The organism is Kitasatospora sp. NPDC056531, from assembly GCF_042794375.1.
GTDB lineage: Bacteria > Actinomycetota > Actinomycetes > Streptomycetales > Streptomycetaceae > Kitasatospora.
On record NZ_JBHTTU010000001.1, the window covers coordinates 33143 to 56253 of the forward strand.

Here is a 23111-nt window from a genome sequence, read left to right on the forward strand (position 1 = left end):
TCACGCCTCCTTGAACGGGAAGCCCAGAGCACGCAGGAGCGCCCGGCCCTCGTCGTCGGTCTGAGCGGTGGTCACGACGGTGATGTCCATACCGCGCTGACGGTCGACCTTGTCCTGGTCGATCTCGTGGAACATAACCTGCTCGGTCAGACCGAAGGTGTAGTTGCCACGGCCGTCGAACTGCTTCGGGGAGAGACCACGGAAGTCACGGATTCGCGGCAGGGCCAGCGAGACCAGACGGTCCAGGAACTCCCACATGCGGTCACCGCGGAGGGTGACGTGCGTGCCGATCGGCTGGCCCTCGCGCAGCTTGAACTGCGCGATGGACTTACGAGCCTTGGTCACGGCCGGCTTCTGACCGGTGATCGCGGTCAGGTCGCGGATCGCGCCCTCGATCAGCTTGCTGTCACGGGCGGCCTCGCCGACACCCATGTTGACGACGACCTTGACCAGGCCGGGCGTCAGCATGACGTTCTCGTACGAGAACTGCTCCTGCAGCTGACCCTTGATCTCGGAGTTGTAACGCTCCTTGAGACGGGGGGTCACCTTCTCAACAGTCGTCTCAGACATCAGATGTCCTCACCGGTTCGCTTGGCAACGCGGATCTTGTTGCCCTCGTCATCGAAGCGGTAGCCAACGCGGGTGACGACCTTCTTGCCGTCCTTCTCCACGACCAGCTGGACGTTGGAGACGTGCACCGGGGCCTCGACGGTGACGATGCCACCCTGAGTGCCCGGGCCCGGCTTGGTGTGCTTCTTGACCCGGTTCACACCCTCGACCAGGACCTTGTTCTCGGCGGGCATGGCCTGGATGACCTTGCCCTGCTTGCCGCGGTCCTTGCCGGTGATGACCTGAACCAGGTCACCCTTCTTGATCTTCATGCTGTTCGCCATGGGTTAGAGCACCTCCGGCGCAAGCGAGATGATCTTCATGAACTTCTTGTCGCGCAGCTCGCGGCCCACCGGGCCGAAGATGCGGGTACCGCGGGGGTCACCCTCGGTGTTCTTGAGGACGACGGCGGCGTTCTCGTCGAACCGGATGTACGAACCGTCGGGGCGACGGCGCGACTTCACGGTACGGACGACGACGCACTTGACGACGTCACCCTTCTTCACCGAACCGCCGGGGATCGCGTCCTTGACGGTGGCGACGATGACGTCCCCGATACCGGCGTAGCGGCGACCGGAGCCACCGAGAACGCGGATGCAAAGGATTTCCTTCGCGCCCGTGTTGTCGGCGACACGCAGTCGCGACTCCTGCTGGATCACAGCTTTCTCCTGATCGTCAACGAGAGTCGACGGGCCGGCCGCTGCTCACACCGGCGTCCCAGGGGGACCCGCTGCACATACGGCCGTACCACATCGGCTTCGTTACTTGGCCTTCTCGAGGATCTCGACGACGCGCCAGCGCTTCGTCGCGGACAGCGGGCGGGTCTCCGCGAGGAGGACCCGGTCGCCGATGCCGCAGGCGTTCGCCTCGTCGTGCGCCTTCAGCTTGTTCGTACGGCGGATGACCTTGCCGTACAGAGCGTGCTTGACGCGGTCCTCGACGGCGACGACGACGGTCTTGTCCATCTTGTCGCTGACGACGAGACCCTCACGGGTCTTGCGGAAACCGCGCGTCTCGTTGGTGTTCTCAGTCATCAGGCGTTCTCCACCGTCTCGATGCCCAGCTCGCGCTCGCGCATCAGGGTGTAGATCCGCGCGATGTCCTTGCGGACGAGCTTGAGCCGTCCGTGGTTGTCGAGCTGCCCGGTCGCCGCCTGGAAGCGGAGGTTGAACAGCTCCTCCTTGGCCTCACGGAGCTTGGCAACGAGACCCTCGTTGTCCAGCTCGCGGAGGTCAGCAGCCTTGGTGCCGGCCGACATCAGCTCTCACCTGCCTCGCGCCGGATGATCCGGCACTTCATCGGGAGCTTGTGAGCTGCGCGGGTCAGCGCCTCACGAGCCACCTTCTCGTTGGGGTACGACAGCTCGAACATGACCCGACCCGGGTGCACGTTCGCGATCCACCACTCGGGCGAACCCTTACCGGAACCCATGCGGGTCTCGGCCGGCTTCTTGGTGAGCGGACGGTCCGGGTAGATGTTGATCCAGACCTTGCCGCCACGCTTGATGTGACGGGTGACGGCGATACGAGCGGACTCGATCTGCCGGTTCGTCACGTAGGCCGGGGTGACGGCCTGGATGCCGTACTCGCCGAACGCGAGCTCGGTGCCGCCCTTGGCAGCGCCACGGCGCTTCGGGTGGTGCTGCTTGCGGTGCTTGACCCGACGGGGGATCAGCATGGGAGTCAGGCCTCCGTTCCGGTGTTCTCGGCAGCCGGAGCCTCGGCGACCGGGGCCGCGGGGGCCTCGGCAGCGGCGGGACGACGGCCACGGCCACCGCGCTCGCCACCACGGCGCTCGCCACCGCGGGCGGGACGACCACCCTCGGGACGGGCCGGGCGGTTGCCCGAGCGGGCAGCGGCGTTCTCAGCGCGGACCTCGGCGATGTTCTTGACGTCGCCCTTGTAGATCCAGACCTTCACGCCGATACGGCCGAAGGTGGTCTTGGCCTCGAAGAAGCCGTAGTCGACGTTCGCGCGCAGGGTGTGCAGCGGCACACGGCCCTCGCGGTAGAACTCCGAACGGCTCATCTCGGCGCCGCCGAGACGACCGGAGCACTGGACCTTGATGCCCTTGGCGCCGGACTTCATGGTGCCCTGCATCGACTTGCGCATGGCACGGCGGAAGGAGACGCGGGAGGACAGCTGCTCCGCGACGCCCTGAGCCACGAGCTGGGCGTCCAGCTCGGGGTTCTTGACCTCGAGGATGTTCAGCTGGACCTGCTTGCCGGTCAGCTTCTCGAGGTCGCCGCGGATGCGGTCGGCCTCGGTGCCACGGCGGCCGATGACGATGCCGGGGCGGGCGGTGTGGATGTCAACGCGGACGCGGTCGCGGGTGCGCTCGATCTCGACCTTGGAGATGCCGGCGCGCTCCATGCCCTTCGTCATCATGCGACGAATGGCGACGTCTTCCTTGACGTAGTCCTTGTACAGCTTGTCGGCGTACCAGCGGGACTTGAAGTCCGTGCTGATGCCGAGGCGGAACCCGTGCGGGTTAACCTTCTGGCCCATTACCGGGTCCCTTCCTTGCTGCTGACGACCACGGTGATGTGGCTGGTCCGCTTGCGGATCCGGTAGGCACGACCCTGGGCACGCGGACGGAACCGCTTCAGGGTCGGGCCCTCGTCAACGTACGCCTCGCTGATGACGAGGTCGTCCACGTTGGAGTGGTTGTAGTTGTGCGCGGCGTTGGCAATGGCGCTGTCGAGCACCTTGCCGACCGGCACGGTGGCGGCCTGCGGAGCGAAACGCAGGACGGCCTGGGCCTCCGTGGCCGGCAGGCCACGGATGAGGTCCACCACGCGGCGGGCCTTCATGGGCGTGACGCGGATGTACCGCGCCTGGGCCCTGGCTTCCATGGTTGTCCCCTTAATGGAGTAAGTCATTGAGTCGTTCTGGCGCTTGAAGCTCAGGCGCTTAGCGACGCTTCGACTTCCGGTCTTCCTTCACGTGGCCACGGAAGGTGCGGGTCGGAGCGAACTCGCCGAGCTTGTGGCCGACCATCGACTCGGTGACGAACACCGGGACGTGCTTGCGGCCATCGTGCACCGCGATCGTGTGGCCGAGCATGGCCGGGAAGATCACGGAGCGACGGGACCAGGTCTTGATGACGTTCTGGGTACCCGCCTCGTTCTGAGCGTCCACCTTCTTGAGAAGGTGGCCGTCGATGAAGGGGCCCTTCTTGAGACTGCGCGGCATCTGACCTGCTCCTAGCGCTTCTTGTTGGTCTTGCGGCGGCGCACGATGAGAGCGTCCGACGCCTTCTTCGGGCGACGGGTGCGACCCTCCTTCTGGCCCCACGGCGAGACCGGGTGGCGACCACCAGAGGTCTTACCCTCACCACCACCGTGCGGGTGGTCGATCGGGTTCATGGCGACACCACGCACGGTCGGGCGGACGCCCTTCCAGCGCATGCGGCCGGCCTTGCCCCAGTTGATGTTCGACTGCTCGGCGTTGCCGACCTCGCCGACGGTGGCGCGGCAGCGCGCGTCGACCAGGCGGATCTCGCCGGAGGGCATGCGCAGGTGCGCCATCTTGCCCTCACGCGCCAGCAGCTGGATGCCGGAGCCCGCGGAGCGGGCCATCTTGGCACCGCCACCGGGACGCAGCTCCACCGCGTGGATGGTCGTACCGACCGGGATGTTGCGAAGCGGCAGGTTGTTGCCCGGCTTGATGTCGGCGCCAGCGCCGTTCTCGATCCGGTCACCCTGCGTGATGCCGCGCGGAGCGATGATGTAGCGCTTCTCGCCGTCCGCGTAGTGCAGGAGCGCGATGCGCGCGGTGCGGTTCGGGTCGTACTCGATGTGCGCGACCTTGGCCGGCACGCCGTCCTTGTCGTGACGACGGAAGTCGATCACGCGGTAGGCGCGCTTGTGACCGCCACCCTGGTGGCGAACGGTGATCCGACCGGCGTTGTTACGGCCGCCCTTGCTGTGCAGGGGGCGAACCAGCGACTTCTCCGGCGTGGACCGCGTGATCTCTACGAAGTCGGCCACGCTGGAGCCACGACGGCCCGGCGTAGTCGGCTTGTACTTGCGGATGCCCATTTGGCTCTCTCGTCCTCGTCCTTATCGACGATCACGATCTCCGTTAGGAGACCGGACCACCGAAGATGTCGATGCGGTTGCCCTCAGCCAGCGTCACGATGGCGCGCTTGGTGTCCTTGCGCTTGCCGAAGCCCGTCTTGGAGCGCTTGCGCTTGCCCTGACGGTTGATCGTGTTGACAGCCTCGACCTTGACCGAGAAGACCGCCTCGACGGCCTGCTTGATCTGGGTCTTGTTGGCGCCCGGCGACACGATGAACGTGTACTTGTTCTCGTCGAGAAGGCTGTAGCTCTTCTCGGAGATGACCGGCTTCACCAGGACGTCACGGGGGTCCGTGAACGTCTTGCTCGTAACGTCGCTCATCAGGCGGCGCTCCCTTCGAGCTCGCCCTCAGCAGCCACGGCCTTGGCGGACGCGGCCGGACCGGCCACGAAACGCTCGAAGGCGGCCTGGGTGAAGACCACATCGTCGGAGACGAGCACGTCGTAGGTGTTCAGCTGACCGGCGTCCAGGATGTGCACGTGCGGCAGGTTGCGGGCGCTCTTCAGACCCAGCTCGTCGGCACGCTCGACGACGAGGAGGATGTTCTTGCGCTCGGTGATCTTGCCGAACAGACCCTTGGCGGCCTTGGTCGACGGCGCCTCGGTCGCGGTCACGCCGGTGACGACGTGGATGCGGTTGTGGCGGGCCCGGTCGGTGAGCGCACCGCGCAGGGCGGCGGCGATCATCTTCTTCGGGGTCCGCTGCGAGTAGTCGCGCGGCACGGGACCGTGCACAACGCCACCGCCGGCGAACTGCGGCGCACGGGTCGAGCCCTGACGGGCGCGGCCGGTGCCCTTCTGGCGGTACGGCTTCTTGCCGCCACCGCGGACCTCGGCACGAGTCTTGGTCTTGTGGGTGCCCTGACGGGCCGCAGCGAGCTGCGCCACGACGACCTGGTGCATCAGCGGAACGCTGACCTTCGCGTCGAAGATCTCGGCCGGCAGCTCGAGGCTGCCGGTCTTGTCACCCGAGGGCGACAGGATGTCAATGGTGCTCATATCCTCACAGCCCCTTCGCCGCGGTGCGGACGAGGATGAGGCCGCCGTTCGGGCCCGGGATTGCGCCCTTGATGAGGAGCAGCCCCTTCTCCGCGTCAACGGCATGGATGGTCAGGTTCTGGGTGGTCACACGCTCGTGGCCCATCCGGCCGGCCATCCTCACGCCCTTGAACACGCGACCCGGGGTGGCACAGCCACCGATCGAGCCGGGCGAGCGGTGCTTGCGCTGCACACCGTGACCGGCGCCGAGGCCCCGGAAGTTGTGGCGCTTCATGACACCGGCGAAGCCCTTGCCCTTGGAGGTGCCGGTCACGTCGACCTTGACACCCGCCTCGAACAGCTCCGCGGTGATCTCCTGGCCCAGGGTGTACTCGGACGCGTCCGAGGTACGGAGCTCGACCAGGTGGCGACGCGGGGTGACACCGGCCTTGGCGAAGTGGCCCGCGAGGGGCTTGTTCACCTTGCGGGGGTCGATCTCGCCGAAGCCGATCTGGACGGCGTCGTAGCCGGCCGGGCTGTCGGCGGTGTGGACCTGGGTCACGACATTCGGCCCGGCCTTGACGACGGTCACCGGGACGACCCGGTTGTTCTCGTCCCAGACCTGGGTCATGCCGAGCTTCTCGCCCAGGATGCCCTTAATCTGCTTAGCCATCTTCGGTGCGCCTCTCAGAGCTTGATCTCGATGTCGACGCCCGCCGGCAGGTCGAGACGCATCAGCGAGTCAACCGTCTTCGGCGTGGGGTCGAGGATGTCGATCAGACGCTTGTGAGTACGCATCTCGAAGTGCTCGCGCGAGTCCTTGTACTTGTGCGGCGAGCGGATGACGCAGTACACGTTCTTCTCAGTGGGCAGCGGCACCGGGCCCGCGACCTGCGCACCAGTACGGATCACCGTCTCGACGATCTTCTTCGCCGAGGAGTCGATGACCTCGTGGTCGTAGGCCTTGAGCCGGATGCGGATCTTCTGTCCCGCCATGGCTACTCAGTAGTCCTTTGTCCTTAGTCACTGCGCGACCCCCTCCGACCCCCGCGCTCGGGCGTGTCGCACTCGCGCTTGGAAAAAACCGGCGAAGAACTCGTCGGTTTCGAACTTTCGGGGTGGGGGGAGCCGGGCCGAGGCCCCGCATACGCTTCCCGGAAGATTCCCGTACGTCCGCCCCGCAGCTGCCGTGGCGTAGAACTCACGCTTGACGGCCATCACGGGAACGACGAGTACATGGGACTCGCTTCCAGTCCTCCCGGCGGGAGGCGCGCAGCATCGGCACTCAACCGAGCAACTTGGACATACTGCCACATGGAGCAGCCCGGATGCCAATCGGGGCCGGTGAGGTGTACCTCACCGGCCCCGATCGTCGCTCGCGCGGATTACTTCTTCTGATCGGTCACCCAGGGGGCCTGTCGGCCGCAGACCGCCGGCCAGTCCTCGGTGCTCACGTTGGCGCACCAGATGAAGCCCTTGTCGGTGTCCGGCTTCCAGTCCTTGGTGATGATGTCCGCGCACTTCTGCACCGGCGAGAACTTCGGGCAGGTGCCGTCCTTCTTCTTGATCGTGTGCGCCCGCCAGGCGTCCAGGCCCATGCTGTTGGTGGACTCCGACTGCGGCATGTAGCGGTCCACCGACCAGGAGGCGCCCATGGTGGCGAACAGCGCGAGGGCGCAGATCAGGCCGGCCGCCAGCTGCTTGGTCACCCGGCGCGGGATCACCGGCCCCGCGGAGGGGGCGCGCCCGCCGGAGCGGAACAGCCGCTCCACCCAGCCGGTGCCGCGCTCCAGGCCGGTCATCAGGCCGACGACCGCGAGGATCAGCAGGCAGTACATGATGATCCAGGTGGTCCGCGGGTAGAGCTGGATCGTCTGGGAGTGCGCCATGTGCGAGGCGAACCAGAACCGCATCAGCCAGGCACCGGCCAGCACCGCCGCCGCGACCCGCACCACCATGTTGCGCAGGCCCAGGCCCACCCCGATGCCGACCGCGGCGATCAGCATGATCGCGAACCCGGTCTGGCCGGCCAACTCGCCCGCCTGCGGCCAGTTGTGGTACGTCAGCGAGCCGCTGCGGTCGGACATCCAGCCCAGCACGTAGGTCGGGTCGATGTAGTTGACGATGTAGGCGTAGCGGTCCGGGGTGTCGGCGCCCAGCCTGATCATGTTGTACAGCAGCGGCGAGCCGATCACCCCGGCGGTGACCAGCGTGGCCGCCAGGAACAGCAGGGTGCGGCGGACGGTCTGCCGGCCTGCGCGCCAGGGGAAGAGGAACAGGGTCAGCAGGAAGACCCCCGGCGCCGACCAGACGAACCAGCCCGAGTACCACAGGAACAGGATCCCGAAGGCGGCGCCGAACCCGAGCCCGCGCAGCCACAGCGAACGGGTCGACAGCTCCCCCGCCCGGCGCAGCTCGCGCAGGCAGGCCGCCAGCAGCGGCAGCAGGACGATCATCGTGACGTGGCTGTACGGGCGGATCGGGTCAAGGAACACCAGCGCCGACGGCACGGCGATGGCCAGCGCCCAGAACGGCCGCAGCATCAGTCGCCAGGCCAGGTAGCTGAGCGGCCCCACCAGCGCGCTGCAGACGATCTGCAGGTCGTGCAGGGCGAAGCCGGCGCCGCCGACCCCCCCGTAGCGCAGCTCGGACCAGAACGCGATCGCCGCCGGGAACAGCGGCGGGTAGACACCGGAGATCCCGTGGCCATGCATCATCGACGTCGCCATGTCGATCAGGACGCTCGGGTCGCCCTCCTGCCCGCCGAGCGGCCACGGGGTACCGCGCAGCGCGACCACGACGCCGCCGGCCACCACGCCGGTGGCCAGGCCCGCCAGGGCCCCGCAGACCAGCCGCTGGACGATGCCGTGCCGGCGCAGCCCGCCGCGGTAGGCGGTGTAGACCAGGACCGCGAGGACCGGCAGCCCGATCACCGCCGCGTACTGCTGGATCTTGGCCAGACCGCTGACCTGACCTATCCGGTTCAGCGGGTTCACGCTGATGTGGCCGCAGAGCAGCGTGAAGCCGAGCGCCGCCACCGCGCTGACCAGGATCTCCGCGGCCACCAGCACCCGGCGCTGCTCGAACCAGCGGTCACCGGCCGCCCGGTCGGCGGTACGGGCACCGTCGTCCGCTCCTGGTGACACATTCGGTCCGCTGAGCCGGTCGGTTGCCAGATCGGTCATTGTCGCTTCACTTCCGTAGGACTGCGGACTTCCACAGGGCGGTGCCGGACGCCCGGGCCGCCTCGGAGACACTACCGCGCCCCGGTGCCGCGGCGGCGGGCGGAGCTGGTCCACAGGGCGCTCCCCCGGCCGCCCCGCGACACGGCGCGGGCGGGCTCCCACGGCTGCGCCGCCCGGGCGGTCCGCGCCGTCCCGACCGCCGCCGGAGGGCTTTCCGCCGGTTTGATCACAGTTGGGAGCCCGGCCTCCACCGGACGTCCGCACATGTGTCCGATCGAAGGAAAATCGGCATCCGCCCCCTGGCAGAATCAGTCGAGCAGTTGAGCGACCGGTCCTGGGCGCTCGACACAGTTCGTCTACCATCCACCGCCCGGCTCCGAAGGACCACGCAGTGACCAGCCTCCAGACCGCGGCTCTCCCGGCCGACCACATACGAGGTCCCGTGCAGCACCGGGGCTCGAGCAGACCCCCGGCCAACGCCGTCCTGCTCTGGATCCTCGAAGGTGTGGTCGCGCTGGCCGCGGCACTGTTGATGACCTACCTCGCACGGTTCGTCGACCTCAACCCGATGTCCCGGATCGGCCAGGTCAGCGGCTTGGCCGCGCTGCAGCTCCAGCTGCTGCTCGTGCTCGCCCTCGTCCTGGTGATCTGCCTCCCGGCGATGCGCCGCTGGCCGGAGACCCCGCTGCGGTTCGCGGCGGCGGCCGTCGCCGGGCTCTCCTCCGGCGTCGTCGCGGCCGGCGTCTCGCTCGCCCTGCGCGACACCTTCTGGCCGCTGTACGCCCAGGGCGGCGACTCCGGCACGCTCCAGGCGTGGGCCGGCGCCCTCATGCACGGCAGGCCCCTCGACGGCGCCTACCCCCCGATGTTCCCGCACCTGGTCGCCTGGACCGCCGAGACCTTCACCGGTGGCGACGTCGGCTACGCGATGAAGCTCGTCACCCTGCTCTTCACCGGGCTGCTCGGCCCGCTCGCCTACCTGTCGTGGCGGCTGCTGCTGCCGCCGCTGTGGGCGCTGGGCGTCGGGGTCACCGCGTCACTGCCGATGATGCAGCCCTACAAGCCTTACACCACCCTGGTCCTGGTCGCGCTGGTGCCGGTCCTCGGCAAGCTCGTCCAGCTGCTCCAGCGCTCCAAGGAGCTCCGCCGCGGCCGCGCCGCGGCCCAAGGAGCCGGCCTCGGCCTCGCCATCGGCCTGCTGTTCATCCTCTACTCCGGCTGGTTCGTCTGGTCGGCGCTCGGCATGGTCGTCCTGACCGCACTGCTCCTCGTCCGGGTCTGGAAGGACGGCGGGACCCGGGCGCTGGCCACGGCCGGGACCACTCTCGCGGCGACCACCGTGGTCTTCCTCGCGGTGGCCGGCAGCTACCTGGTGCGGATGCTCGGCTCGGCCGGATCCACCGTCGACCGGTACTGCTACTTCGACACCTACGTCGAACCGACGTACTTCGCGATGTGGCGGGACGACCTCCCCGGCTCCGACGCCTGGAGCACCTGGCCGCTGCCCGGTGAGCTCGGCGGGGTCGGGCTGTTCTCCGTCGTCCTGCTCGCCGGCCTCGGCTTCGCCCTGGCGCTGGGCATCAACCGCCCCTCCGTCCTGGTGACCGCCGCCTGCGCGGCCAGCGCCCTGGTCATGCGGTACTGGTACGCCTCCCACATGGAGAAGGACCAGGCGGTCATGCTCTACCCCCGCACCAGCGCCCAGCTCCTCTACTGCACGCTCGTGCTCGTCGGCCTCGCCTGCTACCTGGCCTCCCGCCGGTTCGGTGCCCGGCGCGCCGCGGCCACCGAAGCCGCGCCGGCCCGCGTGCTCCCCCGGTTCACCCCGCGTGCGGTCGCCACGGGCGCGCTCTGCGCCCTCGGCCTGCTGTACGGGATGGCCGGCTCCGCCACAACCGACCGCTTCATGCCCACCCAGCAGAGCGACACCGGGCACCTCGCCCTGGCCTCCCAGACCACCGCGAGCTTCGACGGGCACTGCTCCAAGTACGCGCCGGACCACAAGTGCGCCAAGCCGGGCGACCTGTCCGGACGGCTCGTCCAGGGCCCGGACCAGGGCACCCTGGGGTGCTCCCCGAACAGCCCGTACCCCGCCCGCCCGAAGGCCTCCGGCGTCATCGACAGCGTGCTGGCCCCGCCGGCGCACTGACCGCCGCGAACGCAAGAGCCCGGCCCCCCGCCTGAGCGGGGGGCCGGGCTCCTTCACATAGCCGCCGAGTCGCGCGTCAGTGACGCTGCCCCGCGGTGAACGCGTGCTTGGCCAGCACCTTGACGCCGGCCGACTGGCCGCGGCGCAGGGCGCCGGGGAGCATCGTGAGCGCGTGGAAGCGGGAGGCGCTGCGGACCCGGGCCGCGCGGGCGGCCTTGGGCCAGCCACGGGCGTCCATCCGCTCGGCGACCGCGTTGAAGTAGCGCTCCGCCTCGGTGAAGCGGGTGCCGGAGAAAGCCTGCACCGACGACTCGCTGACCGCGTGGCGGCGGTACTGGAAGACCACGGTGGTGTTGTCGATCATCATCGACTCACCCCGCTCCAGCAGGTCGACCACCAGTGCCAGGTCCTGGATCACCGAGTACTCGTCGCGGAAGTTGACCTGGCGCAGGGCCTCGCCCCGCCAGCAGATCGACGGGAAGTACAGCCAGTTGCCGCGCAGCACGCTGGCCGCGAGCTCCTCGCCGCCCATCAGGCGCCGGCCCTTGACGTTCGGGGCGTACAGCTTGCCCTTCACGTTGTCGGCCAGGCCGTGGCTGACCACGCCGTCACCGTCGATCACCTCGACGCCCGGCTGCACCATGCCGAGGTCCGGGTTGGCGTTGAGGATCGCCCGGACGGTCTCCAGGTAGTGCGGGTGCAGCAGGTCGTCGCAGCCCATGATCACCACGCGGTCCGCGGTGGACAGCTCCACGCACTTCTGGAAGTTCTTGGTGATCCCCAGGTTCTGCTCGTTGCGCAGGTAGCGGACCCGCTCGTCGCCGAGCTCGGCGAACCAGCCCGGGACTTCCGGCTCCTTGCCGTCGTCGATGACGGTCAGCCGGAAGTCCGGGTCGGTCTGCCCCAGGATGCTGCGCACGGCGGCCTGCATCAACGCCACGTCGCCGTAGTACGGCAGCATGAACTCGAAGGTCGCCATGGGACTCAGGCTCCGTTGCTCTTCACCGGGGCGGAGACCGGCAGGTCCAGGTCGAAGCGCTCCCCGTTCAGCCGGGAGCCCTCGTTGATCGCGACGGTGCGGGCCAGGTCCGTGAGCTTCTTCTCCAGCGAGCGGAAGCGCAGGAAGGTGTTCAGGGTCAGGAAGCCCATGGCCAGGACCATGACGTACAGCACCAGGTCGGTGCCGCGGCCGACGCCGAGCTTGTGGGCCACCCAGGTGACGTCACTCGGACGCAGGATCGCGTAGATGTTCGCGATCACGAAGACGGAGAACGCGATGCGCTTCCAGGCGCGGGTGTTCGCGGCGTCCCAACGCCGGATGAACATGAACGCGAGGGTGACCGCGCCCACGATCAGCACCAGCTGGATCCAGAAGTAGTTCATCGGCGGCCACGCTCCCGAAGCGAAATGTCGAAGATGATGTTCACGCCGTTGATCAGGGACTGACCCTTGGCGCGCGAGTAGTCGGTGTAGAGGATGTCCACCGGGAGTTCGGCCACCCGAAGGTCGGCGCCGGCCAGGAAGCTGACGATCTCCGAGGCGTGGGCCATGCCGTTCATGGTGATCCGGATCCGGCTCGCGGCCTCGCGGTTGAGCACGCGCAGGCCGTTGTGCGAGTCGGTGAGCTTGAGCTTGCGCGCGGTCGGGCTGACCGTCGCGGCGGTCCGCAGCACGACGCGCTTGATCCACGGCACCTGGCCGTTCTGCTCGATGAAGCGCGAGCCGAGGACCACGTCGGCCTCGCCCGTGCGGAGCAGGGCGACCATCTTCTCGACGTCGGCGGTCTGGTGCTGACCGTCCGCGTCGAAGGTGGCGAAGTACTTGGCGCCGGGCTGGTCGAGCGCGTAGGCGAGGCCGGTCTGCAGCGCGGCGCCCTGACCGAGGTTCACCGGGTGCCGCACCAGGTGGGCGCCCGTCGTCATGATGTGCTTGGCGGAGTCGTCCGCACTGCCGTCATCGACCACAACGATGTTCGGGAACGTCTTGCGCGCTCCCTCCACAACGTCAGCGATCACCTGGCCTTCGTTGTAGGCCGGGATCACCAGCCAGACATCGTCGTACTGGGACACGGGGGCTCCATGTTCGGGGTGTCTCCCGCGCTCGTGCGCGGCAATCTGTATGTCGTGGGGCGGTGCGGTCATTCGCCGACCACCCCGGCAGTCACGGTGGGCGCGGCCTGCTCCGACGTGCTCCGCGCGGTACCGGCCCGGTTCCCGGTCGAACCCGGGAAGCTGCGCCTGAGAGCGGCCAGCATACCGAGCACGGTGACCACCGATCCGGCCGTGTAGGCCACGACCACGCGGGTGGACACGTCGCCCGGCAGGAAGGTGACCCCGGCGAGGACCGCGGTCCCGACCGCCCAGCAGAGCAGCTGCAGGTTGTGCCGCTTGAATACCATCAGCGCCTGACCGAGCACCATCGCGAACATGTACGCCACGGTGCCGGCGGACATCCAGAAGAAGTCGAGGCAGCCGAGCACCGGCTTGGCGCCGAAGAGCACCTGGATCAGCCAGGGGCCGAGGGCCACCGCCGGGATCCCGCCGAGCACGCCGAGTCCGCCCACCACGAGGCCGATCCGGCGGAGCATGCCGGTGAAGGCCGCACGGTCGCCGACCGCGATCGCCGAGGACAGCCCGCTGAGCAGCGAGGCCTGGAGCGAGCCGAACACGAAGAGCGGGACCCGGGCCAGCACCAGCGCGTTGAGCAGCGCCGCGATCAGGGCGGAGTCCGAGGGGGCGAGCAGCTTGGTGCTCACCACGGCGGCGTTCACCACGACCTGGGAGAGCAGGGTCGAGCAGATCAGCAGGCCCAGCCCGGAGCAGAGCTCCGACCAGGGCACCCGCGGGCCGGGCCGAACGGCCCGGAACAGCGGCGGCAGGGTCAGCAAGGTGGCCGCGACCGGCGCGACGGCCAGGATCAGGCTGAACGCCAGCGCCGAGTGCACCCCGCCGACCGCGGCGCCGAAGGCGAGCCCGATCCGCAGGCCGCCGTCGAGGCCGAGCTGAGTGCCGTACGCGCCGAACCGGCCGAGGCCGGCCAGCACGCCGCGGGTGAGGTAGCAGACCGCCATGCCGAGGAACGCGCCGCCCAGCGCCAGCACCAGCGAGCGGTCGCCGTGGAACATGGCGTCGGCGATCTGGCGCGATCCGGCCCCGAGCGCAAGCAGCACGGTGGCGAGGATCCCGCCGGTCAGCAGGGTGGCGCGGCGCAGCACCGGGGCGGCGCCGTGCCCGAGCGCGGCGCGGGCCGCGACGATCCGGGTCAGCTCCTGCTCGATCGGGAAGAAGACGCCGATGCCGACGGACATCACGATGGTCCACAGCAGGGACACGTTCGCCATGTCGTCGACGGAGAGGCTGTGGCCCGCCACACCGAGGTGGATGTACGAAGCCGCGCCGAGCACGACAGTGCCGCCCGCCACCGCCAGGGTTCCCGGCGGTAGCGCGGCGGCCACCTTGGTCAGCGGATTCCTCACTGCGGTCTGTCGCTCTCGGTCGTCCGGGCCTTGACGGCCAGCTCGGTGAAGACGGGGGTGCCGAGCGCCTCGGCGAGCTGCTCGCGCCAGTCCGGCTGCGGGCTGAGGCCCGCCGCGGTCCACCGGTCGTGGCCCAGCACGCTGAACGCGGGCCGGACGGCGGGCGTGACGTACGCCGCAGAGGTGGTCGGACGGATCCGCTCCGGGTCGAGGCCGCTCAGCCGGTAGGCCTCGCGCGCCAGCCCGCACCAGGTCGTCCGGCCGGCCGCGGTGCCGTGGTAGACCCCGGCCGGGGCCCGCCCGGCGAGCGCGGCGGTGCCGAGCTCGACGAGCTGCCGGGCCAGGGCCAGCGACCAGGTCGGCTGGCCCTGCTGGTCGTCCACGACCTCCAGCGTCTCGCGCTGGGCGGCGAGCCGCAGCATGGTGGCGACGAAGTTCTTGCCGTGTTCGCCGTACAGCCAGGCGGTGCGCACCACGTAACCGTGCTGCGGGAGCAGCTCCGCCACGGCCTGCTCGCCGACCAGCTTGCCGCGGCCGTACGCGTTGACCGGGCCGGTCGGCGCGGTCTCGGCGTACGGCTCGGCGGCGTCCCCGGGCAGCACGTAGTCGGTCGACACCTGGAGCAGCCTGGCGCCGGTCTTGGCACAGGCGGCGGCGAGGTGGCGCACACCGGTGCCGTTGACGGCGGTGGCGGCCTCCTCCTCGGTCTCCGCCGCGTCGACGGCGGTCCAGGCGGCGCAGTTGACGACGACGTCGTGGCCCTCGACGGCGGCCAGCACGGCCGCCGCGTCGGTGATGTCGAGGTCGGCACGGCCGAGGGCGGTCACCTCGGCCGTCGGGTCACCGGCGAGCACCGTCAGCAGGTCCTGGCCGAGCATGCCGGCCGCGCCGGTGACGAGCCAGCGGACCCGGCCCGGGGAAGTGGCGCTCACTTCTGCAGCGCCGCCTTCTGCTTCAGCGGCTCCCACCAGGCGCGGTTCTCGCGGTACCAGGCGATGGTCGCGGCGAGGCCGTCCTCGAAGCGGACCTGCGGCTCGTAGCCGAGCTCCTCGCGGATCTTGCTGATGTCGATCGAGTAGCGCAGGTCGTGGCCCTTGCGGTCCTCCACGTGCTCGACCATGTCCCAGCCGGCGCCGGCGGCCTCCAGCAGCAGGCCGGTGAGCTCCTTGTTGGTGGCCTCGGTGCCGCCGCCGATGTTGTAGACCTCGCCGGCGCGGCCGCCGCGCATGACCAGCTCGATGCCCCGGCAGTGGTCCGAGACGTGCAGCCAGTCGCGGATGTTGCCGCCGTCGCCGTACAGCGGGACCTTCTTGCCGTCGATCAGGTTGGTGGTGAAGAGCGGGATGACCTTCTCCGGGAACTGGTAGTGCCCGTAGTTGTTGGAGCAGCGCGTCACCACGACGTCCATGCCGTGGGTGCGGTGGTACGCCAGCGCCAGCAGGTCGGAGGAGGCCTTGGAGGCCGAGTACGGGGAGTTCGGCTCCAGCGGCCAGGTCTCGGTCCACGAGCCCTCGCTGATCGAGCCGTACACCTCGTCGGTGGAGATGTGCACGAATCGGCCCACACCGTGCTTGCGGGCGGCGTCCAGCAGGACCTGGGTGCCGACGACGTTGGTCAGCACGAACGGGCCGGCGCCCGCGATGGACCGGTCCACGTGGGACTCGGCGGCGAAGTGCACCACGACGTCGTGGCCGGGCATCACGGCATCGACGGCGTCGACGTCGCAGATGTCGCCCTGGACGAAGGAGTAGCCGCTGTGACCCGCCACCGGAGCCAGGTTGGCCTCGACACCCGAGTAGGTGAGCTTGTCGAAGACCGTGATCTGGTCAGTGGAGTCGGCGCCCAGCAGCTGGCGAACGAATTCAGAACCGATGAAGCCGGCACCGCCGGTCACGAGGATGCGCATAGTACGCCGTAGTCTACCGGCGCGCCGGGGACCCGCCGACCCGGGCCTCACCGACCCCTTCGAACTCGAATAAGGTGCACCCCATGCGTGGAATCCTTCTGGCCGGCGGCACCGGCTCGCGGCTCTGGCCGCTGACCCGAGCGGTGTCGAAGCAGCTCCTCCCGGTCTTCGACAAGCCGATGATCTACTACCCCCTCTCGACCCTGGTGATGGCGGGGATCAGCGAAATCCTGATCATCACCACCCCGAACGACCGGGACCAGTTCGAGCGCCTGCTGGGCGACGGCTCCCAGTTCGGCCTCCGCCTGGAGTACGCCGTCCAGGAGCGCCCCGAGGGCATCGCCCAGGCGTTCGTGCTGGGCGCCGACTTCATCGGCGACGAGCCCGTGGCGCTGATCCTCGGCGACAACATCTTCCACGGCAGCGGCCTGGGCACCCGGCTCTCGGAGCACACCGGCGCCAAGGGCGGCCGGGTCTTCGCCTACCCGGTGGCCGACCCGACCGCGTACGGCGTGGTCGAGTTCGACGAGGACGGCCAGGTCATCTCCATCGAGGAGAAGCCGACCGCGCCCAAGTCCCGGTACGCCGTCCCCGGCCTGTACTTCTACGACAACCGGGTGGTCGAGATCGCCCGCGGCCTGAAGCCGAGCGCCCGCGGCGAGCTGGAGATCACCGCCGTCAACGAGGCGTACCTGGAGTCCGGCGACCTCCACGTGACCATCCTGGACCGCGGCACCGCCTGGCTGGACACCGGCACCTTCGTCTCGATGGTGCAGGCGTCGGAGTTCGTCCGGGTCATAGAGGAGCGCCAGGGCTTCAAGATCGGCTGCATCGAGGAGGCGGTCTGGCGGGCCGGCCTGATCGACGACGCCCAGCTGCGCGAGCTCGCCGAGCCGCTGCTGAAGAGCGGCTACGGCCAGTACCTGCTGGCGCTGCTGGACGAGGCGGCGGGCCGGTGAAGTTCCGCGAGCTCTCCATCGAGGGCGCCTTCGAGATCACCCCGCAGGTGCACGGCGACCCGCGCGGCCACTTCACCGAGTGGTACCGCTTCGACCGGCTCGCCGAGGTGGTCGGCCACCCGCTGAACCTGGCGCAGGCCAACCTGTCGCTCTCCGCCAAGGACGTCGTGCGCGGCATCCACTTCGCCGACGTCCCGCCCGGCCAGGCCAAGTACGTGGCCTGCACCCGCGGCGCGGTGCTGGACGTCATCGTGGACCTGCGGGTCGGCTCGCCGACCTTCGGCCGCTGGGAGGGCGTGCGCCTCGACGACACCGAGCGCAAGGCCGTCTACATCCCGGAGGGCCTCGGCCACGGCTTCTGCGCGCTCACCGACGACGCCACGCTGACCTACCTCTGCTCGGCGACGTACAACCCGACCGGCGAGCACGGCGTGCACCCGCTGGACCCGGACCTGGGCATCGAGTGGCCCGCCGAGGCTCCGCAGCTGTCCGCCCGCGACGCGGCTGCGCCCTCCCTCAAGGAAGCCATCGCCACCGGTCTGCTCCCGACCTACGAGGCGTGCAAGGCCTACACGGACTCGCTCAACGAGCGGTAACGGTGACGCAGGACCGACAGGAGGGGGCGCGTGCAGCGGCACGCGCCCCCTCCTTCGTGTTCGGTCCCGGCGCGCCGGTCCGGCCCCGCTCAGTGCTGCCGGAACACCCACAGCTTGAGCAGGACGAACCGGGCCAGCGTGGCCAGACCGTTCGCCACCACGAGCCCGGCCACCTCGACCGCCCGGGACGCGTGCGGCACCGCCAGGTCGAGCAGCGCCAGTGCGCCGCTGCTGAGGCCGAGCCCGATCACGAAGGCCACCGCGCCCTGCAGCTGGTGGCGGACCATGCCCTCCGATCCGACGACCCCGAAGGTGAAGCGGCGGTTGGCCGCCGTGTTGGCCACCGCGCTGACCGCCAGCGCGACCAGGTTGGCGACCTGGGGGTCGGTGAACCACCGCGCGGCGACGAACAACCCCAGGTAGAAGAGGGTGCTGAGGACGCCGATGACCAGGAAGGACGGCAGCTGCCGGGTCCTGGGGGCGGGCTCGGCGGGCTCCTCGGTCAAGGTCACCGGCCCGGGCCCCGCTCGTCGTCCTCGGCCGAGTCGTACCCGACGAAGTAGGCCGGGCGGGCCTGCACCGCCGAGTAGATCCGGCCGACGTACTCCCCCAGCAGTCCGACGCAGATCAGCTGCACGCCGCCGAGGAACAGCATCCCGATGAACAGCGAGGACCAGCCGGGCACGGTCGACCCGAGCGAGTACGCGACGGTGGCGTGGATCGCGAGCCCGATGCAGACCACGAAGCTCACCAGGCCGAGGTAGGTGGCCAGCCGCAGCGGGGCGGCGGAGAAGTTGGTGATGCTGTCCAGGGCGAGCCGCACCATCTTGGACAGGGGGTAGTGGGTGCCGCCGGCCACCCGCTCCTCGCGGACGTAGACCACCTCGCCGCTGGGGAAGCCGAGCCACGGCACCAGGAGCCGGTAGACCGGCTGGTGCTCGGGCAAGGCCTTGAGCGCGTCCACCGCCGCCCGGCTGAGCAGGCGGTAGTCGCCGGCCTGGCTGGGCATCCGCTTGCCGACGAGCTTGCGCATCAGCCAGTAGTACGCGCCGGCCGTGCGCCGCTTGAAGACGCTGTCGGTGCCGCGGTCCCCGCGCACGCCGTAGACGATGTCGAGGTGTTCCTCCCGAGCGAGCGCGAGCATCTCCGGGATCTTCTCCGGCGGGTCCTGCAGGTCCGCGTCGATGCTCACCACGTAGTCGCCGAACGCCCGGTGCAGGCCCGCCTTGAGCGCCGCCTGGTGGCCGGAGTTGCGGGAGAAGCGGATGATCCGGAACTCGGGCCAGTCCTGCCGGATCTTCTGCATCAGCACCGGAGTGGCGTCGGTACTGCCGTCGTCGACGCCGACCACCTCGTAGTCGACCCCGAGCCCGTCGAGGATCGGCCGCAGCCGCTCGACGGTCAGCGGGAGCGCCTCCTGCTCGTTGTAGATCGGCATGACGACCGACAACTGAGGCGCTGTCGACATGACTTGGTCCCGCTTTCCACTGGTGGGGCTGGATTGTGGCGACAATAGCAGCCGGTCGTGAGCCCCCGATGAGACCGGATGAGCGAGGTGTGAGAGCTGACCGACGGCCCCGGGGCCGGAAACGGACGGGGCACCGCCCGGTTCGAGCGGTGCCCCCACGCGATGCTGCCACCCCGGCGTCGCCGGGTCGCGGATCAGTCCCCCGGGAAGCTCCGGTTCCACGGCTCGACCCAGTTGTTGCCCGGCTTCTCGACCACGGTGATCCGCGGCTGGAAGCCGGTCAGCTCCTTGCGCAGCCGGTCGCCGGTGGCCCGGTCGGCGACCACCACGGTCATCGGCCGGCCGAGCTTCTGCGCGGCCGTCTTCACGTGCGCCAGCGCGGCCTCGTGCTCCGCGTCCTTCCGCGGCTCGGCGCCGATGTTCACCCAGTGCGTCTCGTAGAGCGCCCGCATGTCACCGCCGCGCCCGCGCAGCAGGGCCGTGATCCAGGTCGACTTCAGGTTCTTGTAGTCGTCGTTGGAGTACAGCACCATCATCGGCTCGTTGATGCCGTCGAGGTCCCCCATGACGGTGGCGCCCTCACGCGGGCCGATGTCGCTCCAGGACTCGCCCCGGCCCCAGGCCGTCAGGGAGTTCTGGTACCAGGCCGTGGGCGCCGCCTTGAAGGACTCCATCCCCCACTGCACGCCGGCGAACAGGCTGAGCGCGGTCGCCACCGAGACCACCGAGAGCACGCCGTCACCGATCAGGCGCCGCAGCGCCGGGACCCGGGCGGGCGGGGTGGTCCGCAGCAGCGGTCCGATCGCGCCGATCGAGACCAGTGCGATCACCACACCGGTGCCGGCCAGCTTCTCGAAGTAGTACGAGACGTGCCCGATGGTGTGCATCTGCCACCAGGCGAAGCCGCATATCACCACGCCGGCGCCGAGCACCACCGCCAGGTGCGCCTGCCCGGTGCCGGTGCGCCGGTTGGCGGGCACGGCCGCGGCCAGCAGCGCCAGCAGCAGGCCGCCGACCAGGATCGTCCGGTCGGCCCCGACGCTGGGCCCGCCCAGGTTGGACGTGCCGGCGACGTCGAGGTTGGAGAGCACCGACACCACGCTCGGCAGGGCGGCCAGGCCCAGCGTGACGACCCCGGCGAGGACGTACAGCAGCCAGCGCGAGCGGCGCAGGCGCCGCCGGTGGACCAGCAGCGCGGCCGCCAGGCCAACCCCGGCGACGGCGCCGAACAGGTTGTAGACGTAGGTGACGGTGATCAGTCCGGCCCCGGCGAGCACCAGGAAGTCCGGCGTCCGCAGCGCGGGGCGGACCAGGAAGGCGGTCAGCAGGGCCACCATCAGCAGGCCGATGACCGTCGAGTCGAAGCCGTGCGTGACCAGGTCGGTGTAGTTGCTGGAGAACACCAGCGCCGCGACCGTCCCGCACACCGCCGCGGTGCGCCAGCCGCGCAGGCGCGGGCCGCCGATCCAGCGGGCCCCCCAGACCAGCGCCACGCCGAGCAGCGCGTAGGCGGCCAGGACGTAGAGCAGGTAGCGGTTCATGGTGTCGAGCGTCGACCCCAGGTCCGCCGAGGAGCGGAACAGCGAGTCGATCCAGGCCAGCAGGAAGTGCGAACCCTGCGGGTACACCCCCTCGCCCGACATCATGTACGCCTTGGCGGCCTCCTGGTGCAGGAAGTCGTAGCCGCCGACGTGCTCGATGCCGACGAAGTAGGAGAAGTGGTTGAGCCGGTCCTCGGAGGTGGTGAGGAACGACAGCCGCCCGCCCTGCCCCATGTCGACCAGCGGCTTGTGCAGGTAGTGCCACATCACGTAGCCGGTGCCGACGACCAGCAGGTCCGAGGGCCGGAAGCGCAGCGGCAGCCGCGGCGCGCGGCGGCTCGCCCAGCCGGTCAGGGTCACCACGGAGAACAGCACGCCGGAGGTCGGGACGGGGTCGATCCCCCACGGCCAGAGCGAGAACACCAGGCCGAACACCAACACGCCGCCGGCGATGACCAGCGCGGCCGCCACCAGCCGGTCGAGCAGCACCCCGCCGACCCGCATCACCGCGGCGACCGCCAGCACCAGCAGCGGCAGGACCAGGAAGCCGAGACCGGCCGAGATCAGCGCGGTGGGCACCAGCCAGGACGCGAGCAGCGCGCCGGCCAGGACCGGCAGGCTGCGGGCCGACCTGCCTGCGGAGCGCGGCGGAGATCCGGGGCTGCCACCCGGCGCGGCCTCCTCGGACGAGGAAGTGGCCGCCATGGTGCGGAGAGTGTCCATCGAGAGCCCGAAATCCCATCCCCTGTTATCGAGCGCGCTCCCGCGCCCGGCGTCGCTCCGGCTTACGCCGCGAGCATAGTTGACGATTTTCTGCACAACGAAGGAGGGCTTGGTGAAGATCCAAGGATCCTCACCAAGCCCTCCTCGACCAGAGGTCAGACGTCAGAACGTCAGAGCATCAATTACTTGATGATCTTGGTGACCTGGCCGGCGCCGACGGTGCGGCCACCCTCACGGATGGCGAACTTCAGGCCCTCCTCCATGGCGATCGGCTGGATCAGCGCGACCGTCATGGCGGTGTTGTCGCCCGGCATGACCATCTCGGTGCCCTCGGGGAGGGTCACGACGCCGGTCACGTCCGTGGTACGGAAGTAGAACTGCGGGCGGTAGTTGTTGAAGAACGGGGTGTGACGGCCACCCTCGTCCTTCGACAGGATGTAGGCCTGGGCCTCGAAGTCGGTGTGCGGCGTGACCGAACCCGGCTTGATGATGACCTGGCCGCGCTCGACGTCCTCGCGCTTGATGCCACGGAGCAGCAGACCGACGTTCTCACCGGCCTGGCCCTCGTCGAGCAGCTTGCGGAACATCTCGATGCCGGTGACCGTGGTGGTGGTCTTGGTCTCCTTGATGCCGATGATGTCGACAGTCTCGTTGACCTTGAGGATGCCACGCTCGATACGACCGGTGACGACGGTGCCACGACCGGTGATCGTGAAGACGTCCTCGATCGGCATCAGGAACGGCTGGTCCACGGCGCGGGCCGGGGTCGGGATGGCCTCGTCGACGGCGTGCATCAGGCCGAGGAGCTTCTCGCCCCACTCCTTGTCGCCCTCCAGCGCCTTCAGCGCGGAGACGCGGACGACCGGCAGGTCGTCGCCCGGGAACTCGTACTCGGAGAGCAGCTCACGGACCTCGAGCTCGACGAGCTCCAGGATCTCCTCGTCGTCCACCATGTCGGCCTTGTTCAGGGCGACGACGATGTAGGGGACGCCGACCTGGCGGGCCAGGAGGACGTGCTCCTTGGTCTGCGGCATCGGGCCGTCGGTGGCGGCGACGACGAGGATCGCACCGTCCATCTGGGCCGCACCGGTGATCATGTTCTTGATGTAGTCCGCGTGACCCGGGCAGTCGACGTGGGCGTAGTGACGCGCCTCGGTCTGGTACTCGACGTGCGCGATCGAGATGGTGATACCGCGCTGCCGCTCCTCCGGCGCCTTGTCGATCTGGTCGAACGGCGTGAAGGGGTTGATCTCCGGGTACGCGTCGTGCAGCACCTTGGTGATGGCCGCGGTAAGGGTCGTCTTACCGTGGTCGATGTGACCGATGGTGCCGATGTTGACGTGGGGCTTCGTCCGCTCGAACTTCGCCTTCGCCACTGCAGTCCTCCTGAGGACAGTTCCTGTACGCCGTGCTGACGTCAGTTGGTCTTGATCGGGCTTGG

Annotated in this window: 28 protein-coding genes; 3 read left to right on the top strand and 25 right to left on the bottom strand. The window is 69.4% G+C overall.

The genetic code is table 11. The features are described 5' to 3' along the window. The 15 genes from rplE to ACFQ87_RS00280 all read right to left on the bottom strand — a co-directional run bounded on the left by rplE (nt 1) and on the right by ACFQ87_RS00280 (nt 8853). Nucleotides 1–570 (bottom strand): 50S ribosomal protein L5, encoded by a 570-nt coding sequence (rplE, locus tag ACFQ87_RS00210; protein WP_030393302.1) that lies wholly within the window; start codon nt 568–570, stop codon nt 1–3. After that, nucleotides 570–881, bottom strand: a complete 312-nt coding sequence (rplX, locus tag ACFQ87_RS00215) for a 50S ribosomal protein L24 (RefSeq protein WP_030055828.1) — start codon at nt 879–881, stop codon at nt 570–572. The genes rplE and rplX overlap by 1 nt, the downstream gene beginning before the upstream one ends. A 15-nt stretch (nt 882–896) precedes the next feature. Beyond that, on the bottom strand, nt 897–1268 hold the full coding sequence (gene rplN, locus ACFQ87_RS00220; RefSeq protein ID WP_030055827.1) for a 50S ribosomal protein L14: 372 nt from the start codon (nt 1266–1268) through the stop codon (nt 897–899). Nucleotides 1269–1370: 102 nt separating this feature from the next. Further along, a complete protein-coding gene (gene rpsQ, locus ACFQ87_RS00225; protein ID WP_030055826.1) occupies nt 1371–1643 on the bottom strand; it encodes a 30S ribosomal protein S17 in 273 nt (90 codons plus the stop codon). Then, nucleotides 1643–1867 (bottom strand): 50S ribosomal protein L29, encoded by a 225-nt coding sequence (rpmC, locus tag ACFQ87_RS00230; protein WP_063348970.1) that lies wholly within the window; start codon nt 1865–1867, stop codon nt 1643–1645. Before rpmC ends, rpsQ begins: the two co-directional genes overlap by 1 nt. After that, the gene (rplP, locus tag ACFQ87_RS00235) at nt 1867–2286 is read right to left on the bottom strand and encodes a 50S ribosomal protein L16 (protein WP_030055824.1); all 420 of its coding nucleotides are present in this window, start codon (nt 2284–2286) and stop codon (nt 1867–1869) included. The genes rpmC and rplP overlap by 1 nt, the downstream gene beginning before the upstream one ends. Before the next feature lie 5 nt (nt 2287–2291). Then, nucleotides 2292–3116 carry a 30S ribosomal protein S3 gene (rpsC, locus tag ACFQ87_RS00240; protein ID WP_030055823.1) on the bottom strand — a complete coding sequence of 275 codons (825 nt, stop codon included), beginning with the start codon at nt 3114–3116 and terminating at the stop codon, nt 2292–2294. After that, nucleotides 3116–3463, bottom strand: coding sequence for a 50S ribosomal protein L22 (gene rplV, locus ACFQ87_RS00245; protein WP_030055822.1), 348 nt, complete (start codon nt 3461–3463; stop codon nt 3116–3118). The genes rpsC and rplV overlap by 1 nt, the downstream gene beginning before the upstream one ends. A gap of 58 nt (nt 3464–3521) precedes the next feature. After that, on the bottom strand, nt 3522–3803 hold the full coding sequence (rpsS, locus tag ACFQ87_RS00250; protein WP_363380942.1) for a 30S ribosomal protein S19: 282 nt from the start codon (nt 3801–3803) through the stop codon (nt 3522–3524). 11 nt (nt 3804–3814) lie between these two features. Then, nucleotides 3815–4651 (bottom strand): 50S ribosomal protein L2, encoded by an 837-nt coding sequence (gene rplB, locus ACFQ87_RS00255; protein WP_380608260.1) that lies wholly within the window; start codon nt 4649–4651, stop codon nt 3815–3817. 43 nt (nt 4652–4694) lie between these two features. Beyond that, nucleotides 4695–5012, bottom strand: a complete 318-nt coding sequence (rplW, locus tag ACFQ87_RS00260) for a 50S ribosomal protein L23 (protein ID WP_030280768.1) — start codon at nt 5010–5012, stop codon at nt 4695–4697. Then, nucleotides 5012–5689 (bottom strand): 50S ribosomal protein L4, encoded by a 678-nt coding sequence (gene rplD / locus ACFQ87_RS00265; RefSeq protein ID WP_380608261.1) that lies wholly within the window; start codon nt 5687–5689, stop codon nt 5012–5014. The genes rplW and rplD overlap by 1 nt, the downstream gene beginning before the upstream one ends. Nucleotides 5690–5693: 4 nt before the next feature. Then, nucleotides 5694–6341, bottom strand: a complete 648-nt coding sequence (gene rplC / locus ACFQ87_RS00270; protein ID WP_350503569.1) for a 50S ribosomal protein L3 — start codon at nt 6339–6341, stop codon at nt 5694–5696. Nucleotides 6342–6355: 14 nt separating this feature from the next. Further along, nucleotides 6356–6664, bottom strand: coding sequence for a 30S ribosomal protein S10 (gene rpsJ / locus ACFQ87_RS00275; protein WP_012785157.1), 309 nt, complete (start codon nt 6662–6664; stop codon nt 6356–6358). A gap of 389 nt (nt 6665–7053) precedes the next feature. Beyond that, entirely contained in the window at nt 7054–8853 is a 1800-nt protein-coding gene (locus ACFQ87_RS00280) for a hypothetical protein (protein WP_380608262.1), read from the bottom strand. A 391-nt stretch (nt 8854–9244) separates the two neighbouring features. On the opposite strand from ACFQ87_RS00280, the gene ACFQ87_RS00285 reads away from it, so the two are divergent. Further along, nucleotides 9245–11002: a hypothetical protein gene (locus tag ACFQ87_RS00285; protein ID WP_380608263.1), complete on the top strand. Its 1758-nt coding sequence runs from the start codon at nt 9245–9247 to the stop codon at nt 11000–11002. Between the two features lie 76 nt (nt 11003–11078). Here the strand turns inward: ACFQ87_RS00285 and ACFQ87_RS00290 are convergent, their stop codons facing one another. From ACFQ87_RS00290 to rfbB, 6 genes are all read right to left on the bottom strand, one after another. Continuing rightward, nucleotides 11079–11981: a glycosyltransferase family 2 protein gene (locus ACFQ87_RS00290; RefSeq protein WP_380608264.1), complete on the bottom strand. Its 903-nt coding sequence runs from the start codon at nt 11979–11981 to the stop codon at nt 11079–11081. A 5-nt stretch (nt 11982–11986) separates the two neighbouring features. Further along, nucleotides 11987–12385: a DUF2304 domain-containing protein gene (locus ACFQ87_RS00295; protein ID WP_380608265.1), complete on the bottom strand. Its 399-nt coding sequence runs from the start codon at nt 12383–12385 to the stop codon at nt 11987–11989. Beyond that, entirely contained in the window at nt 12382–13071 is a 690-nt protein-coding gene (locus ACFQ87_RS00300; RefSeq protein ID WP_380608266.1) for a glycosyltransferase family 2 protein, read from the bottom strand. Before ACFQ87_RS00300 ends, ACFQ87_RS00295 begins: the two co-directional genes overlap by 4 nt. Before the next feature lie 68 nt (nt 13072–13139). Then, nucleotides 13140–14477, bottom strand: coding sequence for a lipopolysaccharide biosynthesis protein (locus tag ACFQ87_RS00305; RefSeq protein WP_380608267.1), 1338 nt, complete (start codon nt 14475–14477; stop codon nt 13140–13142). After that, nucleotides 14474–15409: a dTDP-4-dehydrorhamnose reductase gene (rfbD, locus tag ACFQ87_RS00310; RefSeq protein ID WP_380608268.1), complete on the bottom strand. Its 936-nt coding sequence runs from the start codon at nt 15407–15409 to the stop codon at nt 14474–14476. Before rfbD ends, ACFQ87_RS00305 begins: the two co-directional genes overlap by 4 nt. Then, complete coding sequence (gene rfbB / locus ACFQ87_RS00315; protein ID WP_380608269.1) at nt 15406–16383, bottom strand: dTDP-glucose 4,6-dehydratase; 978 nt, start codon at nt 16381–16383, stop codon at nt 15406–15408. The genes rfbD and rfbB overlap by 4 nt, the downstream gene beginning before the upstream one ends. 83 nt (nt 16384–16466) lie before the next feature. Between rfbB and rfbA the strand changes: the two genes are divergently transcribed. Both rfbA and rfbC read left to right on the top strand, forming a co-directional pair. After that, the gene (rfbA, locus tag ACFQ87_RS00320) at nt 16467–17342 is read left to right on the top strand and encodes a glucose-1-phosphate thymidylyltransferase RfbA (protein WP_380608270.1); all 876 of its coding nucleotides are present in this window, start codon (nt 16467–16469) and stop codon (nt 17340–17342) included. Continuing rightward, on the top strand, nt 17339–17938 hold the full coding sequence (gene rfbC, locus ACFQ87_RS00325; protein WP_380608271.1) for a dTDP-4-dehydrorhamnose 3,5-epimerase: 600 nt from the start codon (nt 17339–17341) through the stop codon (nt 17936–17938). Before rfbA ends, rfbC begins: the two co-directional genes overlap by 4 nt. A gap of 89 nt (nt 17939–18027) precedes the next feature. Here rfbC and ACFQ87_RS00330 read toward each other — a convergent pair whose 3' ends face one another. The 4 genes from ACFQ87_RS00330 to tuf form a co-directional block, all read right to left on the bottom strand. After that, nucleotides 18028–18450, bottom strand: coding sequence for a GtrA family protein (locus ACFQ87_RS00330; protein WP_380608272.1), 423 nt, complete (start codon nt 18448–18450; stop codon nt 18028–18030). Then, nucleotides 18447–19406, bottom strand: coding sequence for a glycosyltransferase family 2 protein (locus ACFQ87_RS00335; RefSeq protein ID WP_380608273.1), 960 nt, complete (start codon nt 19404–19406; stop codon nt 18447–18449). Before ACFQ87_RS00335 ends, ACFQ87_RS00330 begins: the two co-directional genes overlap by 4 nt. Nucleotides 19407–19600: 194 nt before the next feature. Further along, nucleotides 19601–21652, bottom strand: coding sequence for a hypothetical protein (locus tag ACFQ87_RS00340; RefSeq protein WP_380608274.1), 2052 nt, complete (start codon nt 21650–21652; stop codon nt 19601–19603). Nucleotides 21653–21852: 200 nt separating this feature from the next. Then, on the bottom strand, nt 21853–23046 hold the full coding sequence (tuf, locus tag ACFQ87_RS00345; protein ID WP_380608275.1) for an elongation factor Tu: 1194 nt from the start codon (nt 23044–23046) through the stop codon (nt 21853–21855). Nucleotides 23047–23111 lie beyond the last annotated feature (65 nt).

What these genes read in the sequence shown, in the direction of transcription:
- rfbB (WP_380608269.1), bottom strand. Translation starts at nt 16,383, where the DNA reads ATGCGCATCCTCGTGACCGGCGGTGCCGGCTTCATCGGTTCTGAATTC.
- rplP (WP_030055824.1), bottom strand. Translation starts at nt 2,286, where the DNA reads ATGCTGATCCCCCGTCGGGTCAAGCACCGCAAGCAGCACCACCCGAAG.
- rpsS (WP_363380942.1), bottom strand. Translation starts at nt 3,803, where the DNA reads ATGCCGCGCAGTCTCAAGAAGGGCCCCTTCATCGACGGCCACCTTCTC.
- rplC (WP_350503569.1), bottom strand. Translation starts at nt 6,341, where the DNA reads ATGGCTAAGCAGATTAAGGGCATCCTGGGCGAGAAGCTCGGCATGACC.
- rfbA (WP_380608270.1), top strand. Translation starts at nt 16,467, where the DNA reads ATGCGTGGAATCCTTCTGGCCGGCGGCACCGGCTCGCGGCTCTGGCCG.
- rplB (WP_380608260.1), bottom strand. Translation starts at nt 4,651, where the DNA reads ATGGGCATCCGCAAGTACAAGCCGACTACGCCGGGCCGTCGTGGCTCC.
- ACFQ87_RS00280 (WP_380608262.1), bottom strand. Translation starts at nt 8,853, where the DNA reads ATGACCGATCTGGCAACCGACCGGCTCAGCGGACCGAATGTGTCACCA.
- rplX (WP_030055828.1), bottom strand. Translation starts at nt 881, where the DNA reads ATGAAGATCAAGAAGGGTGACCTGGTTCAGGTCATCACCGGCAAGGAC.
- rplV (WP_030055822.1), bottom strand. Translation starts at nt 3,463, where the DNA reads ATGGAAGCCAGGGCCCAGGCGCGGTACATCCGCGTCACGCCCATGAAG.
- rpmC (WP_063348970.1), bottom strand. Translation starts at nt 1,867, where the DNA reads ATGTCGGCCGGCACCAAGGCTGCTGACCTCCGCGAGCTGGACAACGAG.
- ACFQ87_RS00335 (WP_380608273.1), bottom strand. Translation starts at nt 19,406, where the DNA reads ATGTCGACAGCGCCTCAGTTGTCGGTCGTCATGCCGATCTACAACGAG.
- rplD (WP_380608261.1), bottom strand. Translation starts at nt 5,689, where the DNA reads ATGAGCACCATTGACATCCTGTCGCCCTCGGGTGACAAGACCGGCAGC.
- rplW (WP_030280768.1), bottom strand. Translation starts at nt 5,012, where the DNA reads ATGAGCGACGTTACGAGCAAGACGTTCACGGACCCCCGTGACGTCCTG.
- rpsJ (WP_012785157.1), bottom strand. Translation starts at nt 6,664, where the DNA reads ATGGCGGGACAGAAGATCCGCATCCGGCTCAAGGCCTACGACCACGAG.
- rpsC (WP_030055823.1), bottom strand. Translation starts at nt 3,116, where the DNA reads ATGGGCCAGAAGGTTAACCCGCACGGGTTCCGCCTCGGCATCAGCACG.
- rplE (WP_030393302.1), bottom strand. Translation starts at nt 570, where the DNA reads ATGTCTGAGACGACTGTTGAGAAGGTGACCCCCCGTCTCAAGGAGCGT.
- ACFQ87_RS00295 (WP_380608265.1), bottom strand. Translation starts at nt 12,385, where the DNA reads ATGAACTACTTCTGGATCCAGCTGGTGCTGATCGTGGGCGCGGTCACC.
- ACFQ87_RS00290 (WP_380608264.1), bottom strand. Translation starts at nt 11,981, where the DNA reads ATGGCGACCTTCGAGTTCATGCTGCCGTACTACGGCGACGTGGCGTTG.
- ACFQ87_RS00340 (WP_380608274.1), bottom strand. Translation starts at nt 21,652, where the DNA reads ATGGCGGCCACTTCCTCGTCCGAGGAGGCCGCGCCGGGTGGCAGCCCC.
- rpsQ (WP_030055826.1), bottom strand. Translation starts at nt 1,643, where the DNA reads ATGACTGAGAACACCAACGAGACGCGCGGTTTCCGCAAGACCCGTGAG.